Source organism: Marinobacter persicus, from assembly GCF_002934325.1.
Lineage (GTDB): Bacteria > Pseudomonadota > Gammaproteobacteria > Pseudomonadales > Oleiphilaceae > Marinobacter > Marinobacter persicus_A.
Genome location: NZ_PTIV01000043.1, coordinates 1 through 18,240, shown reverse-complemented (window position 1 = coordinate 18,240; position 18,240 = coordinate 1). Strand labels below are relative to the sequence as shown.

The following is an 18,240-nucleotide window of genomic DNA, read 5'->3' as shown; positions in this document are numbered from 1 at the left end:
GTGGCAGCTTTGCCGTGGAATCAGTGGCAGCTTTCGCGTGGAATGGGTGGCAGGCTTCGTCTGGAATCAGTGGCAACCTTGGTCTGGAATACGCAGTCTTGATATGCTGTGTCAGGCATCGAGTCCGCAGCAAATAGGAATAAGCGTAGTTGCTTTGAATCCATGCCGCTTGGTACCGGGTGTTCCAAGATAGCCACACGAACCAACTTTCGACCAAGATAATCAATCAAGCTATCCTCACTGAATCCTTCACTTTCCATGAAGGCCAAACAGTTTTCCCAGGTTGGTTTGATCACGCTTTCATTAAACAGCATTGCGTGAAAATCTTCGGGCACGCCCTCTAAAGATGACAGTTGAGTCGTCTGTCGACCAAGAAACTCTCGAAGATCATCGCGATCAATATCGTCGTGACGGATCACCTCTAGAATTGCAGAGGCATTCTCCTTTGAGTTCTCCTGAAGCCCCAAAACAATCTCATGTAGGTACCTATCAAAGTCTCGTTCGATTCGCTTAATTAAGGGCGGATTACCCGTTGAACGTATGCTCGTTAAGTTCCTCTCATGCAGGGACTCTAGATCGCTCTCTCCCAAAATCGCTTGGTATGCATACTCAAGGTTCGCGAGCGTGAGTTCGAAAAGCCCCTTATCAAACATAACGCGTACAATTTCAGAATGTTCCTTGATCGCAGCCAGTTCTTTAACCTCGAAGTCGAGGAGTGCCAGGCGTTCCGGTTCTAATTCGGGTGAATTCACCAGAATCTCTGGAAGGTTCAGCGAAACAAATTCCGGTAATTCATCAAAATCCCGTGCGAGCGCTTTGAGTAAGGTTACCGGCAGTTTCGAGACTACCTGGGTTACGTGGGAGATATTGTTAGGGCTAGCAATGATAGTCGGGACAAACCTTTTCCATGCTTTGACCAGTCCCGAAAGAAGCCCTACAACATTTTGACCACTGGCATAATAGGCATTGAAAAACTCCTCGCAGCTCTCAAATTCGGACGAGAGAAAATCGAAAAACTTCTGCGCTTGGTCTCGGTAGCTGCCCCCGTCACTCAGAATCGTATCGACAAGCCTTACATTGAGAATATAGCTTTGCCGGAAATCTTCATCTCTCATTGCTGCGACAACCTCTTTTGGGTTGTCGATTGGAAAACTTGGTTCAGGCACGACGAATGCCCTCACCTGGATCAGAAACTTATTGTCATTGGGGGACAAACGGCCTGAGTGGAACAGTGAAGTGTATTGATAGTAGGTATCGTCTAGGTAGCCTTCGAGAATTAAAAAACGGGCCAGCTCTCCGTTATCGCCAAAATTCCCGAAAATATCCTGCATGTGGCCAGCGTTCAAACGCAACAGATCTTTAAGCTTAGTCGTACGCAGAGCTGCGATATCTGATCTGAGATCATGTATCTGGCGCAAGCTCCTCTTCTTGTAATCAGCCGCCTTATTTTCGATCTCTTCTTTGCGTTGCTCGTAGGATTTTTGGGAATTCACCTCACTTTGCAAGTTAATTGCATTGACCTGTTTCCATCCATTATTGGCCATTCGGCAAAATATACGGGAACTCCCTATAATTTCCTCAAACGCATTGTGCGAAATCATTTGCTGAACGGGAATCCATGCTCGGTTGTCAAGACTAACGGCGACAACATTGGAAGGGAGCTTCTCTATCAGAGCCATAGCATAGATTTGCCGGAGCTCTTTCAGGTCCAATGGGGTCTGTCTCTCGGCGACTTCCAGCCGATTTTCAAGTTCGGCGATCTCGGCCCTATACGTGTTCTCACCATGCCTAATAAGCTCATCCTGGCGGTTCAATATTTCTGCGAGATTCCCAGAGCCGCGATGCAGTTGCTCAAAGTCCTTTGGATAGACATTTTTATAGATTAGGATCGCGAGAAGCTTATTGGCGTTAAGCAGATTCTCTCCATCGGTTTTCAAGTTATCCATATAAATAGCGTATTCATTGAATATATTTTGAATCAACCTCAGGTCGTTCAGATATCGTGAGACCTCCCTAAGAAACTGCCGATTAAGATGCTCATTAAGCTCTAGTCTCTTTCCCTGCTCCAAAACCATATCGATTGAATTTGATGTGTTGATAATTGGTATGACGGGAATGATAAATTCAAAGAACTTAGTTCGATCGGTGTTCACAAACATGTCGTCGCGCAGGGCGTAGAGAAACCTCACGGTGCGCTTTACGCCCGCGTTTTCGTTGACAAGGCGATTAATTTCACGCAGCGTGACGAAAATCTCAGAATCTTCGAATCGATCTATATCCTCAATGACTACAAGGTCGTAATCAGTTGACTGGAAGAAGTAAATTATTTCGTCTAGGTGGCGGTTCAATATGGACATCTGGTCGTCATGTGCTGGCTTTATCTCAACATCTTTCAGCGATATGCTCTTAAGTGACAGACCGAAGCTTGCAACATAAAAATGGTGAATTGTCATTAATAGGAATACTCCGGCAAGAACGAAGCTACCTACGTTTATCCAGTTACTGAGCAAAGGCGGACTGAAAAAATTGCCACTGACAATGGCTTCTCGCTGATGAAACACGTACCAAAGCGCGAGAATTCCAAACATTATGTATAAAGACTTAAAAATCGCCCAAACTCCGGGGGACTGAATTCTTTTAAACCGCGATAGCGGGAGCTTGTTTGCGTCAGCACCGTACAACATCTGCTGCAAGATGCTTCTCTCAATCTCTTGACGGCTCACCCTTTCATCTTCATCTTCATCTCCCGAATTTGCGTCAGGAACAAACGCAGCGAGAGAAATCTGAAGAGCTGTACGCGGATATTTCTTCAAGAAGGATTGAATGATGCTACTTTTTCCCGATCCATAAGGACCAGTTAGGGCAATATTGGAGACCTTGGCATTATTTGTAGCAAACAGAATCGCTTCAGAATATACACCACCTTTGTCTGCCTCATCCGTTGGCGCAAGGTCCACAAATTTCGATTTCATATCGTTGGGATTGCGCTTGCTTTCCAGCCAAGCTGCGATCTTATAGAGGATATTAGCAAGCCTGTTTGCTAGGGACATAATTTATTCTTCCATACGACTCTTAATTAAACCTCCCTTCAATAAATGGAATCGCACAAAATTCGTCAATAGCTTTTGGCAGCATTGTATTCTTGAGGAGGTTGTAATATTTGATATTTAGAAAAGTTTTTAAAGATAGACTTACATCGGCGTTACAGACTTTGTCCTTAAAGCACGTCGATTTGATGAGAGCAGGACCAAGCGTCAGCAAAACCAGATGCCAAAGAGCAGCAAATAGGAGCAGTACAACCTGCAAAAAATCCATTCGTTATCCTTAACAGGGGGCGCCAATCCGTTTCGGTAAACTACACGTTATCGAATCGAAAGCGACTCGCCTAGGTGGGCAATGTAACTTTTGGTAATTCAGATACAAAAACGCCACCGATTTTCTTTGGTGGCATTTTTCGCTCGGCCATCACAGGCTCGTTGACAGCAGTGGTAAACTATTCACACCGTCAAATACCGCCGAATCAATTCATCAGAAAGCCCCCTAATCTCATCCTCAGCAACCCTCCTCCCCCGATCAACAATCGCAAACCGATCCGCATACTTCCTCGCAAACGGCAACTTCTGCTCAACCAGCAAAACCGTCAGCCCGTCTTCTTCGATTAAGCGGCGAATCACCTCCCCAATCTGCGCCACAATATTCGGCTGAATGCCCTCCCCCGGCTCGTCCAGAATCAACAGCCTTGGCTCAATCACCAGCGCCCGGCCAATGGCCAGTTGCTGTTGCTGGCCGCCGGAGAGGTCGCCGCCTCGGCGGTGTTTCATTTCTTCCAGTACCGGAAAGAGCTCGTAGATACGCTCGGGGATTTTCTTGCTGCTGTCTTTGCGCACGGCCAGGCCGGTGCGGAGGTTTTCTTCCACGGTGAGCATGGGGAAGATTTGTCTTCCCTGGGGCACGTAGCCGATGCCCAGGCGGGAGCGGTCTTCGATTTTCTTTTTGATGAGTTCCACGTCGCCGGCGAAGGTGATGCGGCCGCTTTCGGTGGTTTCTTCGCCCATGATGCATTTCATCAGGGTGGTTTTGCCCACGCCGTTGCGGCCCATCACGCAGGTGCACTGGCCCTGGGGGATGTCCAGGTCCAGATCCCAGAGGGTGTGGCTTTCGCCGTAGTAGTGGTTCAGTTGTTCAATCTTCAGCATTACGCCTCCTCCCCCAGGTACACCTTGATCACTTCTGGGTCATTCGACACCTGGTCCATGGTGCCTTCGGCCAACACGCCGCCCTGGTGCAGTACGGTTACCTGGCGGGCGATGGAGCGCACGAAGCCCATGTCGTGCTCCACCACCACCACGGACTGTTTGCCGGCCAGGCTGGTGAGCAGCTCGGCGGTGCGTTCCATTTCCTGTTCGGTCATGCCGGCCACGGGTTCGTCCACCAGCAGCAGGCGGGGTTTCTGCATCAGCAGCATGCCGATTTCCAGCCACTGTTTCTGGCCGTGGGAGAGAATGCCGGCAAGCTTGTCGCGCAGGTCTTTCAGGCCGATCATTTCCAGCACTTCGTCGATCTGGTCTCGGTTTTCGGGTTTCATGATCGCGGTCAGGGTGGGCAGGATGCGCTTGTCGGCGGCCATGGCCAGTTCCAGGTTTTCGAACACGGTGAGTGCTTCAAACACCGTGGGTTTCTGGAACTTGCGGCCAATGCCCAGGGTGGCGATGTCCGGCTCGTTCATGGTCAGCAGGTTGTGGCGGCTGCCGAACCACACCGAGCCGGTGTCGGGCCGGGTCTTGCCGGTGATGATGTCCATCATGGTGGTCTTGCCCGCACCGTTGGGGCCGATGATGCAGCGCAGCTCGCCATCATCGATGGTGAGGTTGAGGTTGTTGATGGCCTTGAAGCCATCGAAGCTCACGTTCACGTCTTCAAGGTACAGAATCGGCCCGTGGCGCACGTCCACCGGCGATGCCACCGGGGCCAGGAAATCAAACACCTGGTCCCGGTTGGTGAGTTGTTCCAGCATGCTCATGCGGTGGCCTCCCGTGGGTTGGAGCGGTCATTGTCAGGGGCTTTGCGGCGTTTTTGCAGCAGGCCGGCGATGCCTTTGGGTAGGAACACGGTCACCAGCACGAACAGCCCGCCCAGGGCGAACAGCCAGGCGTCCGGCATGACGCCGGTGAACACGGTTTTGGCGTAGTTCACCAGCAGCGCGCCAATCACCGCGCCGTACAGCGTGGCCCGGCCACCCAGGGCCACCCACACCACCACTTCAATGGAGAACAGCGGCGAGAATTCACTGGGGTTGATGATCCCCACTTGCGGCACGTACAGCGCACCGGCCACACCCGCCAGCATGGCGGAGACCACGAACACGAACAGCTGCACCCGTTCCACCCGGTAACCCAGGAAACGGGTGCGGGCCTCGGCATCGCGACAGGCAATGCTGACCCGCCCGAGCTTGCTGGTGACAATGCCCCGGCAGATCACGTAGCCGATGGCCAGGGCGATGCCGGTGGCGATGAACAGCCCCAGGCGGGTGGCGTCAGTGCGCAGGTTGAAGCCAAGAATGTCACGGAAGTCGGTCAGGCCGTTGTTGCCGCCAAAGCCCATCTCATTGCGGAAGAAAGCCAGCATCAGGGCGAAGGTGAGCGCCTGGGTGATGATCGACAGGTACACGCCGGTCACCCGGGAGCGGAAGGCCAGGTAGCCAAACACGAACGCCAGGGCACCGGGCACCAGCAGCACCATGGCGAAGGCGAACCAGGCCATGTCGAAGCCGTGCCAGTACCAGGGCAGCGAATCCCAGTTCAGGAACACCATGAAGTCCGGCAGTATCGGGTCGCCGTAGGTGCCCCGGTCACCAATCTGGCGCATCAGGTACATGCCCATGGCGTAGCCGCCCAGCGCGAAGAAGGCACCGTGGCCCAGGCTGAGAATGCCCAGGTAACCCCACACCAGGTCCACCGCCACCGCCAGCAGTGCGTAACACAGGTACTTGCCCAGCAGGGTGACGGTGTAGGCGCTCACATGCAGCGCGCTGTCTTCGGGCATGGCCAGGTGCAGGACGGTGACCACCGCCAGCGCGGCGATCAGGATGCCCAGGAATAGTTGTGTCGATCGTTCTTGCAAAGGTCTTGTTAGCCACATAACTGGTGTCCCTTCTGGCTAATTATTTGATTCTCTGAGCTTCTGAACGCCTTGAGAGCAAGGCGCAGTGGCGAAGGTTTGGTGGTTCCAAATCGAGGCGCTGCAACGCGGCTATCGAGGCGTTCAGAAGTTCCCGAAGGGCGAGACGCTTGCGTCTCGCAGTGAATTAAAGAATTGGCTAGACGGGACACCCTAGTTCTCCGCCGCGCGGCCTTTTTGCGGGAACAATCCCTTCGGCCGTTTCTGAATGAACAGGATGATGAACACCAGCACGATGATTTTCGCCAGCACGGCGCCCGCCCAGGGCTCCAGCAGCTGGTTGATGGTGCCCAGCGACAGCCCGGCAATGAGGGTGCCCCAGAGGTTACCCACGCCGCCGAAGACCACGACCATGAACGAGTCGATGATGTAGTTCTGGCCCAGGTTCGGACCCACGTTGGTCAGCTGCGACAGCGCCACGCCGGCCAGCCCCGCCACGCCGGAGCCCAGGGCGAAGGTCAGGATGTCCACCTTGGTGGCCTTGATGCCCATGGAGCGGGCCATGGCGCGGTTCTGGGTCACGGCGCGCACGTCCAGGCCCAGGCGGGTCTTGCGCATGATCATCATCAGCGCGGCGAATACGATCAGGGCGAAGGCCATCACGTACAGCCGGTTCAGGGTGAGCGAGAGCGCGTCGTTGATCACCAGCGAGCCGCTCATCCATTCCGGGGTGACCACGGTGCGGTTCTGCGGGGAAATCACGGTGCGCACCAGCTGCTGCAGGATCAGGCTGATGCCGAAGGTGGCCAGCAGGGTTTCCAGTGGGCGGCCCTTGAGGTGCTGGATCACGCTGCGCTCGATGATGATGCCGGCAATGGCCGCCACCAGGAAGCCGGCGGGAATGGACAGCAGCAGGGCTAATCCAGGCTGGCCGGGCAGCAATTGCTGCACGCCCCAGGTGGTGTAGGCACCGAGCATGATCAGCTCGCCGTGGGCCATGTTGATCACGCCCATCACGCCGAAGGTGATGGCCAGGCCAATGGCCGCAAGCACCAGTACCGAGCCCATGGAGAGCCCGAAGTAGAGGGTTTCGGCGGCCTTGTTGAGTTTCAGTTTCTGCTCGATGCTGGCCAGGGCCTTGTTGGCGGCCTCGACCAGTTGGGGGCTGTCACTGGCGGCGGCGTTGTTCAGGGCCGCGCGGGCGCGAGGGTGCAGGCTACCGGCCAGCACCTCCACGGCTTCAATATCGCCCTGCTCCACTCGGTAGATGGCCAGGGCGGCTTCAATTCGGTCACGGACGGCGGCGCTTTCTTCCTTTTCCAGGCGCGCTTGCAGCGGTGCCACCAAAGCGGCATCCACCTTGCCCATCATGTCGGCGGCGGAGGCTTCACGCACGTCCGGGTCGGCGGCGTTCAGATCCAGCATCGCCATAATGCCTTCCAGCTTGCCCCGAATGGCGTTGTTGATGGCCACCCGGTCCAGCTTGCGGCGGGACATCTCGCCCAGGTTCTCGCCGGTCAGCGGGTCGGCAATTTCCCAGTCCCGGCCCCGGTTGTTCAGTACCAGCACCACCTGGCCGGTGTCTTTCACGCGGCTCAGGCGATTGTTGCCATAGGCTTCGAGCCAGCCCCTGGCTCTTTCATCACCGCTGTCGACAATGGCGTTGATGGCTTCCTCCACCCGGCTTGAGGGCGCCTCGGCCAGGTTCACCAGCAGTTCCCTGCCCGGGTCTTCCTGCGCCATGGCCGGCACCGACATCAGGCACGCCAGGGCAATAAGCAGCGATGTGAGCGATCGGCGGATGATGCTCATGAGTGTGTCCTGTCTGTTGAAATGGGGTTGGAGCAACAATCCGGGGCCACCAGGACCCCGGATTGCCTTTGGTGCGGCGTGTTATTCAGATTCGGCCGCCATTTCGCCGGAAGAGGCACCACAGCTGCCGGTTACGGTGTTGAAGGTTCCGCAGAACATGGGCTTGCGCCAGTCGGCGATCATGTCGCGGGAACCCGGCAGGAAGTCAGACCAGGCATCGCCGGCCACGGTGGACGGGGTTTCCCAGACCACGGAGAACTGGCCGTTGTCCTGGATCTCGCCAATCAGTACCGGCTTGGTGATGTGGTGGTTTGGCATCATGGTGGCGTAGCCGCCGGTCAGGTTCGGTACGCTCACGCCGATGATGGCGTCTTTCACTTCGTCCACATCGGTGGTGCCGGCTTTCTTCACCGCTTCGATGTACATGTTGAAGCCAATGTAGTGGGCTTCCATCGGGTCATTGGTAACAACGGTGTCGTCGCCCTTGTAGTCAATCCAGGCGTCGATGAAGTCCCAGTTGGCGTCGGTGTCCACGCTCATGAAGTAGTTCCAGGCGGCCAAGTGACCCACCAGCGGGCCGGTATCGATACCGGAAAGCTCCTGCTCACCCACGGAGAAAGCAACCACCGGGATGTCGGAGGCCGAGATGCCCTGGTTGCCCAGCTCGCGGTAGAACGGCACGTTGGCATCGCCGTTGATGGTGGACACCACGGCGGTCTTCTTGCCGGCGGAGCCGAAGCTCTTGATGTCGGAAACAATGTTCTGCCAGTCGGAGTGACCAAACGGCGTGTAGTTGACCATGATGTCTTCGTCAGCCACGCCGTGGTCTTTCAGGTAGGTTTCCAGGATCTTGTTGGTGGTGCGCGGGTAAACGTAGTCGGTGCCCGCCAGTACCCAGCGCTCAACGCCGATTTCGTTCATCAGGTAGTTCACCGCCGGAATTGCCTGCTGGTTGGGCGCGGCACCGGTGTAGAACACGTTTTCAGACGATTCTTCACCTTCGTACTGCACCGGGTAGAACAGCAGGCCGTTCAGTTCTTCCACCACCGGCAGTACGGATTTACGGGAAACGGACGTCCAGTTACCGAAGATCACGTCCACTTCTTCCTGGGCCAGCAGTTCGCGGGCCTTCTCGGCAAACAGCGGCCAGTCGGAGGCCGGGTCAACCACCACGGCTTCCAGCTCACGGCCCAGTACGCCGCCTTTCTCGTTCTGCTGTTCGATCAGCATTTCCACAGTGTCTTTCAGCACGGTTTCACTGATGGCCATGGTGCCGGACAGGGAGTGCAGGATGCCGATCTTGATCGGGTCTTCGGCCGCAGCCGAGTGCATGGAGACAGACAGCGCCAGGGCGGAAAGGCCCACTTTCACGTGTTTTTTAATGCTCATGTTGTGCGTCCTTTTTCGTTGGGTCAGGAGTCTTGTAACTCACAGCTGCCGCTGCATTTGCTGTTCCAACCCAACAGAAAAACACGCGAAAACAACAATTTAACTAGTATACAAGTATTCAACCAGGCCTTTTTTGGTGAATAAACCCGGCTTTCCGGTTCAATTCTGGTGCCATTTTCACCGATCTGCGCCCATCTGGTGCGCACCCAGTAACCCCAAAATCCGGCAAAAACCACTTATCCCCCTGTTTTTATTGCAATAATCGTCATTCACCACGATATGGCATGCGCCTTGCGATTGATCATGTATACAAGATTGACCAAGCGTGAGGACACACCATGCCAACCACCCTCGGATGGACCATTGCCGACTGGCAACAGGCGTATAAAGAAGGCGCCCGGCCGGAAGAACTGCTTCGCCCACTTATCGGGCAGTTAGAGGAAGACGACCCGGCCTGCATTGCCCGGCTCTCGGAAGACGGGCTGACCAGGGCACTGGCCGATCTGGCCAACAAACTGAAAGCCGCCGGTGGCGAACTGGAGCAGCTGCCCCTGTATGGCGTGCCCTTCGCCGCCAAGGACAACATTGATGCCCAAGGCTTCAACACCACCGCCGCCTGCCCGGCCTATGCCTACACGCCCGAACAGGACGCCGCGGTTATTCGGAAACTGAAGGAGGCCGGCGCCATCCTGGTGGGCAAGACCAATCTGGACCAGTTCGCCACCGGTCTGGTGGGCACTCGCTCACCCTATGGCGCGGTGCCCAACAGTTTTAACCCGGAAATCATCAGCGGCGGCTCCAGTTCCGGTTCCGCCTCGGTGGTGGCCCGTGGCCTGGTGCCCTTTGCCCTGGGCACCGACACCGCCGGTTCCGGCCGGGTGCCCGCTGGCCTCAACAACCTGGTGGGGCTGAAACCCACCAAGGGCTGGTTCAGCATTGATGGCGTGGTGCCCGCCTGCAAATCCCTGGATTGTGTGTCGGTGTTCGCCCTCACCATCAACGACGCCGACAGCGTGGCCACCAGCATGGGCGGCTATGAGCCGGGTGATGCCTTCTCACGCAAGCCCCCCTCTGCCCTGCCGCTGGATGTCCCGGCCATTCGACGCCCCGGCCCGGTGCAGCGACTGGGTATTCCCGAAGCGCCCCTGTTTCACGGCGACCAGCAGGCCGAAGCGGCCTGGAACACCGCCCTCAGCCAATGGCGACAGCTGGACACCGCCGGCGTGGAACTGGTGCCGCTGGACTTCTCACCCCTGCTGGAACTCGCCGCCCTGTTGTACGAAGGCCCCTGGGTGGCCGAGCGCCATGCCGCCGTTGAAACGTTTATGGCTGAGCATGCCGGGGAGATGAACGATACGGTGCGCGGCATTATCAACAACGCCGGCAAATTCACCGCCACCGACACCTTCAAGGCCCAGTACCGCAAGGAAGAGCTGCTGCGCGAGATTGATGCACTGCTGGCCGGGGTGGATGGCCTGCTGGTGCCCACGGCGCCGACTGCCCCCACCATCGAGGCCGTGAATGCCGACCCCGTTACCCTTAACAGCCAGCTTGGCACCTACACCAACTTCGTGAACCTGGCGGATTTCTGCGCTCTGGCGGTGCCCGCCGGTTTCCGCGACGACGGCCTGCCCTTTGGCGTGACCCTGATTTCCGGCGCCTGGAAAGACCGCGAACTTCAGGCCCTGGCCAGCCAATGGCTGAACGCCCACCAAACGCCGCTGGGCGCCCTGGACAAGCTGCGGCCAGACGAAGTAATCACTCACCAGCAGGCCGTGCCCTCCGTGCAGGTCGCGGTAGTGGGCGCTCACCTTTCGGGCATGCCCCTGAACACCCAGCTGACCGAAAGACACGCCCGGCTGCTGGAACAGACCACCACTTCCGCCAACTACCGGCTTTATGCCCTGCCCAACACCACACCGCCCAAACCGGGTCTGAAACGGGACGCGGCCAATGGCGAGGAAATCATTCTGGAGGTCTGGGAAATGGCGGCCTCGGAGTTCGGCTCCTTTGTCGACCTGATTCCTGCCCCTCTGGGCATCGGCAGTGTGGAGCTGGCCGATGGCCGCTGGGTCAAAAGCTTCATCTGTGAAGGCTACGGCCTGGACGGCGCCCGCGACGTGACCGAATTCGGTGGCTGGCGCGCCTTCATCAACGCCCTCAAATCCGGCAAGGCCTAAGGAGAGTTACCACCATGTTCACCAAAGTTCTGATCGCCAACCGGGGCGAAATCGCCGTTCGCACCATTCGCACCCTCAAAGCCATGGGCGTGGCCAGCGTGGCCGTGCATTCCCACGAAGACCGCCACAGCCTGCACGTAACCAACGCCGATGAAGGCGTGGCCCTGACTGGCAACGGCGCCAGCGAAACCTACCTGGACACCGCCCAGATCCTGGCCGCCGCCAAGCAGACCGGTGCCGAGGCGATCATTCCCGGTTACGGGTTCCTGTCGGAAAACGCCGATTTCGCCGAGGCCTGCGAGGCCGACGGCATTGCCTTCATTGGCCCCACCCCGGACCAGATGCGCGAGTTTGGCTTGAAACACCGGGCCCGTGAGCTGGCCGAAACCGCCGGCGTACCCCTGGCGCCGGGCAGCGGCCTGCTGGAAAGCCTGGACGAAGCCCTGCAAACCGCCGAACGCCTGGGCTACCCGGTGATGCTGAAAAGCACCGCCGGCGGGGGCGGCATCGGCCTGACCCGCTGCAACACCGAAAGCGAGCTGCGGGAGGCCTTTGAAACCGTACGCCGCCAGGGCCAGAGCTTCTTCAACGACAGCGGCGTGTTCCTGGAGCGGTTCATCGCCCGCGCCCGCCACGTGGAGGTGCAGATCTTCGGTGACGGCGAAGGCAAGGTGGTGGCCCTGGGCGAACGGGACTGCTCCCTGCAGCGCCGCAATCAGAAAGTGGTGGAGGAAACCCCGGCCCCCAACCTGCCGGCCGCCACCCGACAGAAAATGCTGGATGCCGCTGTGTCCCTGGGCCAGTCAGTAAACTACCGCTCCGCCGGCACCGTGGAGTACATCTACGACGCCGACCGCGATGAATTCTATTTCCTGGAAGTGAACACCCGCTTACAGGTGGAGCACCCGGTTACCGAGTCGGTCACCGGGCTGGACCTGATTGAATGGATGCTGAAGATCGCCGCCGGCGAGAGCCCGGACCTGGCGAACTTCGAGCCCACTCTGAACGGCGCCTCCATGGAAGTGCGCATCTACGCCGAAGACCCGCTGAAAGACTTCCAGCCCTCGCCGGGCGAGCTGACCGATGTGCATTGGCCGGAAGACGGTGTGCGCATCGACACCTGGGTGGAAAACGGCAGCGAGGTGTCCGCGCACTACGACCCGATGATTGCCAAGCTGATCGTCCACGGCAAGGACCGGGACGACGCCCTGGCCAAACTCAAAGACGCCCTGGCCGAAACCCGACTGATGGGCATTGCCACCAACCTGGACTACCTGCGCCAGGTGGTGGCCCAGCCCAGCTTTGCCGAGGGCATTGTCTCCACCCGCGCGCTGGAAAGCTTCGAATTCCGGCCCTCGGTGGCGGAAATCGTCAAACCGGGCACCTACACCACGGTGCAGGATTACCCCGGCCGCGTGGGCTACTGGAACATCGGTGTGCCGCCCAGTGGCCCCATGGACGACTACGCCTTCCGCCTGGCCAACCGCATTGTCGGCAACCACAACGACGCCGCCGGGCTGGAAGCCACCCTTATCGGCCCCAGCCTGAAGTTCCACAAAGACGCCGTGGTGGCGCTGACCGGCGCGCTGACCGATGCCACCCTGGACGACCAGCCGGTGGAATTCTGGAAACCCATTACCGTGAAAGCCGGCCAGGTGCTGGCCGTGGGCAAGGCCACCAAGGGCTGTCGCACCTACCTGGCGGTGCGCGGCGGCTTTGACGTACCGGTGTATCTGGGCAGCCGCTCCACCTTCGCCCTCGGCCAGTTCGGCGGCCACGGCGGCCGGCCCCTGCGCCCCGGCGACATGCTGGGCATCAGCCAGCTGGAACTTCCAGCCTGCACCACCCCGGGGCCAACCCACGACCCGGCACCGGCGGACCCGGACCTGATCCCCGACTACCCGGACCACTGGGAAATCGGCGTACTTTATGGCCCCCACGGTGCCCCGGATTTCTTCAGCGAAGACTCCATCGAAAAGTTCTTCGAGCAGGACTGGGAGGTGCACTACAACTCCAACCGCCTGGGCATTCGCCTGAATGGCCCGAAGCCGGAGTTCACCCGGGAAGACGGCGGCGAGGCCGGCCTGCACCCCTCCAACATTCACGACTGCGAATACGCCATCGGTTCGATCAACTTCACCGGTGACATGCCGGTGATTCTCACCAAGGATGGCCCCAGCCTGGGCGGCTTCGTGTGCCCGGTGACCATCGCCAAGGCCGAACTGTGGAAAGTCGGCCAGGTGAAGCCCGGCGACACCATCCGCTTCGTGCCCATTGATTACGACACGGCCGTGGAGCTGTCCGAACGCCAGGAACTGGCGGTGAAAAGCCTGATGGCGCCACCTGCGGTGGAACTGGAAGCCCCGGCCCTGGCCCCGGTTAACGATCTGTCTGCCACCATCCTGGCCCACCTGCCGGAGACCGACGGGCGGCCGGAAGTGACCTACCGCCAGGCCGGCGACCAGTACATTCTGCTGGAATACGGCCCGAACGTGATGGAACTGGGCTTCCGCCTTCGCATTCACGCCCTGATGGAGGCCATCGCCGATGTGCAGCCCAACGGCCTGCTGGAGCTGTCGCCGGGAGTGCGCTCCCTACAGCTGCGCTACGACTCGCGCATCCTGCCCCAGCCGGCGCTGATGGAATACCTGCTGGACCTGGAAGGCACCCTGCCGGCCACCGACGAGTTGAAAGTACGCAGCCGTGTGATTCACCTGCCCATGGCGTTTGAAGACAGTGCCACCCTGGAAGCCGTGGACAAGTACCGCCAGTCGGTGCGCGACACCGCGCCCTGGCTGCCCAACAACGTGGACTTCATCCAGCGCATCAACGGCCTGAAAGAACGGGAACACGTGAAGGACGTGGTCTACAACGCCCGCTACCTGGTGCTGGGCCTGGGCGACGTTTACCTGGGCGCGCCCTGTGCCGTGCCGCTGGACCCGCGCCATCGCCTGCTGACCTCCAAGTACAACCCTGCGCGCACCTACACCGCCGAGGGCACGGTAGGCATCGGCGGTGTGTACATGTGCATCTATGGCATGGACTCCCCCGGCGGCTACCAGCTGGTGGGCCGCACCCTGCCGATCTGGAACAAGTACCTGAAGAACCCGCAATTCGCCGAGGGCGCGCCCTGGCTGCTGCGCTTCTTCGACCAGGTGTGCTATTACCCGGTCAGCGAAAAGGAGCTGGACGAGATGCGCGACCAGTTCCGGGCCGGTAAGCTGACCATCAAGATTGAGGAAGAAACCTTCGACCTGAAATCCCACCAGGCCTTCCTCGATGCCAACGCCGACTCCATCAGCGAGTTCCGCAAGATGCAGCAGGCGGCGTATGCTGAGGAAGTGGCGCTGTGGAAAGAAAGCGAGGCCGAAGAGCTGGACCGCCTGGCCAAGGCACCGCCAAAACCGGACGTTTCTGATCTGGAACAATTCGGCGAGCTGATCAGCGCGGAGATTGCCGGTAACATCTGGAAATGCCTGGTGAAGCCCGGCGATACCGTGGCCGAGGGCGACCCGCTGGTGATTGTGGAAGCCATGAAAATGGAATTCGAGGTGAATGCCACGCAATCCGGCAAGATCAGCGCCCTGCATGTGGAGGCCGGCAAAGCCGTGACTCCCGGGGAGCCGCTATTGAGTATTGAGGTATGACGACAGCGAGCAAACGCAAAACCTCCATGGCCGACAGGGTGTACGAAGCCCTGAAGGACGACATCTTCGAATTTCGCCTGCTGCCGGGCGACAAATTCAGCGAAGGTGACGTAGGCACCCGCCTGGACGCTTCCCGGACGCCCGTCCGGGAAGCCCTGTACCGGCTGCAGCGGGAAGGCTACGTGGAAGTGCTGTTCCGCAGTGGCTGGCGGGTGAAGCCCCTGGATTTCGAGCAGATCGAGGATCTTTACGATTTGCGCATCACCCTGGAAAAAGCCGCCATCCACAAAATCTGCGAACTGCCGGAAGAGCCTTCCGCCATTCGCACCCTGGTAGCCATCTGGAACCCGGACCACCCCTCGGAACGAGCGGTCGGCAGCACCGTGCGGGCACTGGATGAAAGCTTCCACTGTGACCTGGTGGCGGCGGCAGGCAACCGGGAAATGGCCCGCATCCACCGGGAAATCAGCGACCGGCTACGCATCATCCGCCGGCTGGATTTCACCCGCAACGACCGGGTGGACGCCACCTACAAGGAACACGCCCAGATCCTCGACGCCATCCGCCGGGGCGACGCCCAGACCGCCGCCGACGACCTGGCCCGCCACATCCGCATCAGCCAGAAGGCGGTGAAAGAAATCACCATGGAAAGGATTCGCGAAGCGGCACAGCGCCACAGGCAGGCGGAAAACGCGACCGAAGGCTCGCCTGATCAGGCATAAAGCCGGTCCATTAACTACATGACACCGCAATGTAAGAAATAACTTACACGCCGTGTATCCGATCTCCGATATTCCTAACCCACGAAATCAGTACACTGATCATGTCAGGGATGACAAGCCAGCAAGGATGTTGGCTCAAGGAAGAAGACTCCAGGGATACAGGAGTTGCCCAGGGAAACGGGCGCAGGGATGAAAAGGACTCAACGCCACGGATGCGGCGTAGCCTGAAGGACTAGGCAAAGGTCAGTCACGGAAGTCTGTAACCACAAGGATGGTGGTTGTAGGTCCTTCCGTGCATTCCTTTTCCCGACACGGCCATATACGCCTTGGTGCTGTCTCTGGCTCACTGTCGCCCGCGACTTCAAATGTCACCTGTAGCACCGCCCCAATGTAGGACCTAGCATCTTCCATTAGGTTTCCAGGCTCTCTGGCTTGTCCTTCAGGGCACTGCCGGTCTCAAAGAAAGAGACAAGTACACAGATGGCCTCAATGAACTTGGTGCCCCCATCCAGCCCCTCCAAACGGCTTTTCTGCTTTTGCAGCTCAAACATCATGCTCTGCTGGTCAAGCAGGGGAATCGTCACGAGCTTCCCCCCGGCTGCGATAGCGTCGCGGCTCACGCCTCCCACATACCCGGCAAACCATTCGAGGTCGGTTTCGATCACCTGACACAATAGCCGGTCGCCTATACAGGCTTGTCGAGGTAACGAGACCGGGCCCGCTCGCCAGTCGCGGGTCCCAAGGCACTCATAATGACTACGGTAGACGGCGCTAAAGCCTGGCCATTTATCGCCAGAGGCCAGAGACGACCCAAGCGATAACGCCTACAAAAGTGCCAACGCCGACGACGGTACAGATCAACGGCCAGTAAAGCTCCCACCATCCGAGCGGACCGTTGTCCCGCCAGGTCAGCACATAAGGATCATCCGCGTCCATTGGGTTCGCCTGCTCCACCTCTTCCGGCCATTGCGGTATTTTGCTGGTGCTCATCGCGAGCATGCGGCCGACGGCATTGAGGCCTAAGAAAGGAGAAAACACCAATTGCAGGTACGGCCAATGAGCACCCAATATGAAACTTCTTGCGATACTCCAACGCCACCCCTCCTTGCGCCCATCCACGGGAACCAGATAACCGGTGTTTTCCTTGAGGTGTCGCCAGGTCCGTTCAACACCATCTTCTGCCTCCATGTATGGTTGAAGAAAGGCCCAAAATTTATCAATGGACTCTGCATTGCCTAATGGCGAGGGATATCCCAACGAAAACGACTCACGTACCGTTTTGCCATCTTCTTCCAGCACATGGGCGCGCAAGTCGTAGGTGGTGCCGGAGAGGGGGCTTTTTGATTCGCCCAGCGTCAGGAATAACGAGTCCCAAGGGACGGTAAGCACTGTGCCGTTCTGGCGAAAGAAGTGGACCTGACGAGTCTTGCGATTCAGGCGCATGGGATAGTGGGTGTAGCGGCCACATTCAGTGCGGATTAGCCACCACCCGCCCCAAACCAGAACCAACGAAATAGGCAGCAATACGATTATCATAAACCATAGTGCTGAACGCTCATTAGTAGCGGGGGCCCAGAAAAAGGCCGCGATGATCAAGACGGCGAAAAACACTCCTCCCGCAGCTACACAAGCTCCAAACCAAGTGTTGAAGCCTTTGATTGGGTACCAGCGATCCACCAAATCCATATAGTGACTGTTGAATTTGATCACCGACAGAAAGTCCATCGGCGATGCGTTGCCCGTGTCTTTCTGCCTATACTTTACCGCGCGCTCGGCCTCGGTCAGCGGCCGGTCCACGGGAAAGCGAATGTTGCTATAATCCAATCCTGCGTAATCCATTACTCAACCTCCCATGCCGTTTAGGGCCAGTTCCAGCTCGCTTAGTTCCCGCTTAGGATCATGATAGCGCTCGTCTTTATCGAAAGCCCCAAAGTAACAGCGCTCCATCCAGTCCTGGATCTTGTTGTCCTTGAATATCTCGATCAGAACGGCAATGGCGATCACCAGTACAACCAAAATGATGCCTATACCCGTAGAGGAAGCACCGAAAATTAGAGCACCGAATTTCGTGAAGGCAGCCATAGCAACCAGGCTTGTTATTCCGGAGGTTATGAACAACGCCCCAACCCAGCCATTTCCTTCCTGAATTTCCTGCCACCCACGGATGCCGTCCCATACGGCCATCACGATTCCCGTGCCAATACCTATACCTCGACCAACAAATCTCAAAAAACGCCCCACATAACGTTCAATAGCCTGTCCGAACCGACTTCCCGCCTGCGAAGCTTTCTCCGACCACTTACCCACCGTCTCCGCAAGCGTGCCCGCCAGAGCCGCGACACCAGTGTGATGTCGCCAGCGGTTCTCGTTCTC

At 58.1% G+C, this 18,240-nt stretch carries 12 protein-coding genes; 3 read left to right on the top strand and 9 right to left on the bottom strand.

Features of this window, described 5'->3' with window-relative positions:
- Positions 1 to 20 precede the first annotated feature (20 nt).
- The 6 genes from BY454_RS15625 to urtA form a co-directional block, all read right to left on the bottom strand.
- Entirely contained in the window at positions 21 to 3,050 is a 3,030-nt protein-coding gene (locus tag BY454_RS15625) for a YobI family P-loop NTPase (RefSeq protein WP_219820659.1), read from the bottom strand.
- Positions 3,051 to 3,497: 447 nt separating this feature from the next.
- Positions 3,498 to 4,196 (bottom strand): urea ABC transporter ATP-binding subunit UrtE, encoded by a 699-nt coding sequence (gene urtE, locus BY454_RS15615; RefSeq protein WP_104417492.1) that lies wholly within the window; start codon positions 4,194 to 4,196, stop codon positions 3,498 to 3,500.
- Positions 4,196 to 5,020, bottom strand: a complete 825-nt coding sequence (urtD, locus tag BY454_RS15610) for an urea ABC transporter ATP-binding protein UrtD (RefSeq protein WP_104417493.1) — start codon at positions 5,018 to 5,020, stop codon at positions 4,196 to 4,198. The genes urtE and urtD overlap by 1 nt, the downstream gene beginning before the upstream one ends.
- Positions 5,017 to 6,138, bottom strand: coding sequence for an urea ABC transporter permease subunit UrtC (gene urtC / locus BY454_RS15605; RefSeq protein ID WP_104417494.1), 1,122 nt, complete (start codon positions 6,136 to 6,138; stop codon positions 5,017 to 5,019). Before urtC ends, urtD begins: the two co-directional genes overlap by 4 nt.
- A 192-nt stretch (positions 6,139 to 6,330) precedes the next feature.
- A complete protein-coding gene (gene urtB / locus BY454_RS15600) occupies positions 6,331 to 7,929 on the bottom strand; it encodes an urea ABC transporter permease subunit UrtB (RefSeq protein ID WP_104417495.1) in 1,599 nt (532 codons plus the stop codon).
- An 81-nt stretch (positions 7,930 to 8,010) separates the two neighbouring features.
- On the bottom strand, positions 8,011 to 9,318 hold the full coding sequence (gene urtA / locus BY454_RS15595) for an urea ABC transporter substrate-binding protein (protein ID WP_104417496.1): 1,308 nt from the start codon (positions 9,316 to 9,318) through the stop codon (positions 8,011 to 8,013).
- 338 nt (positions 9,319 to 9,656) lie between these two features.
- On the opposite strand from urtA, the gene atzF reads away from it, so the two are divergent.
- The 3 genes from atzF to BY454_RS15580 are packed head-to-tail and all read left to right on the top strand — an operon-like array spanning position 9,657 to position 15,867.
- Positions 9,657 to 11,498, top strand: coding sequence for an allophanate hydrolase (gene atzF, locus BY454_RS15590; protein ID WP_104417497.1), 1,842 nt, complete (start codon positions 9,657 to 9,659; stop codon positions 11,496 to 11,498).
- A 14-nt stretch (positions 11,499 to 11,512) separates the two neighbouring features.
- Positions 11,513 to 15,145, top strand: a complete 3,633-nt coding sequence (uca, locus tag BY454_RS15585) for an urea carboxylase (protein ID WP_104417498.1) — start codon at positions 11,513 to 11,515, stop codon at positions 15,143 to 15,145.
- Positions 15,142 to 15,867 (top strand): GntR family transcriptional regulator, encoded by a 726-nt coding sequence (locus BY454_RS15580; RefSeq protein WP_104417499.1) that lies wholly within the window; start codon positions 15,142 to 15,144, stop codon positions 15,865 to 15,867. The genes uca and BY454_RS15580 overlap by 4 nt, the downstream gene beginning before the upstream one ends.
- Before the next feature lie 410 nt (positions 15,868 to 16,277).
- On the opposite strand, the gene BY454_RS15575 is transcribed toward BY454_RS15580, so the two are convergent.
- The 3 genes from BY454_RS15575 to BY454_RS16920 form a co-directional block, all read right to left on the bottom strand.
- Positions 16,278 to 16,532 carry a hypothetical protein gene (locus BY454_RS15575; RefSeq protein WP_146082727.1) on the bottom strand — a complete coding sequence of 85 codons (255 nt, stop codon included), beginning with the start codon at positions 16,530 to 16,532 and terminating at the stop codon, positions 16,278 to 16,280.
- Between the two features lie 121 nt (positions 16,533 to 16,653).
- Positions 16,654 to 17,706, bottom strand: coding sequence for a DUF6708 domain-containing protein (locus BY454_RS15570; protein ID WP_104417501.1), 1,053 nt, complete (start codon positions 17,704 to 17,706; stop codon positions 16,654 to 16,656).
- Between the two features lie 3 nt (positions 17,707 to 17,709).
- Positions 17,710 to 18,240 (bottom strand): hypothetical protein (locus BY454_RS16920; RefSeq protein ID WP_181049725.1); only part of this gene is annotated, 531 nt, incomplete at its 5' end.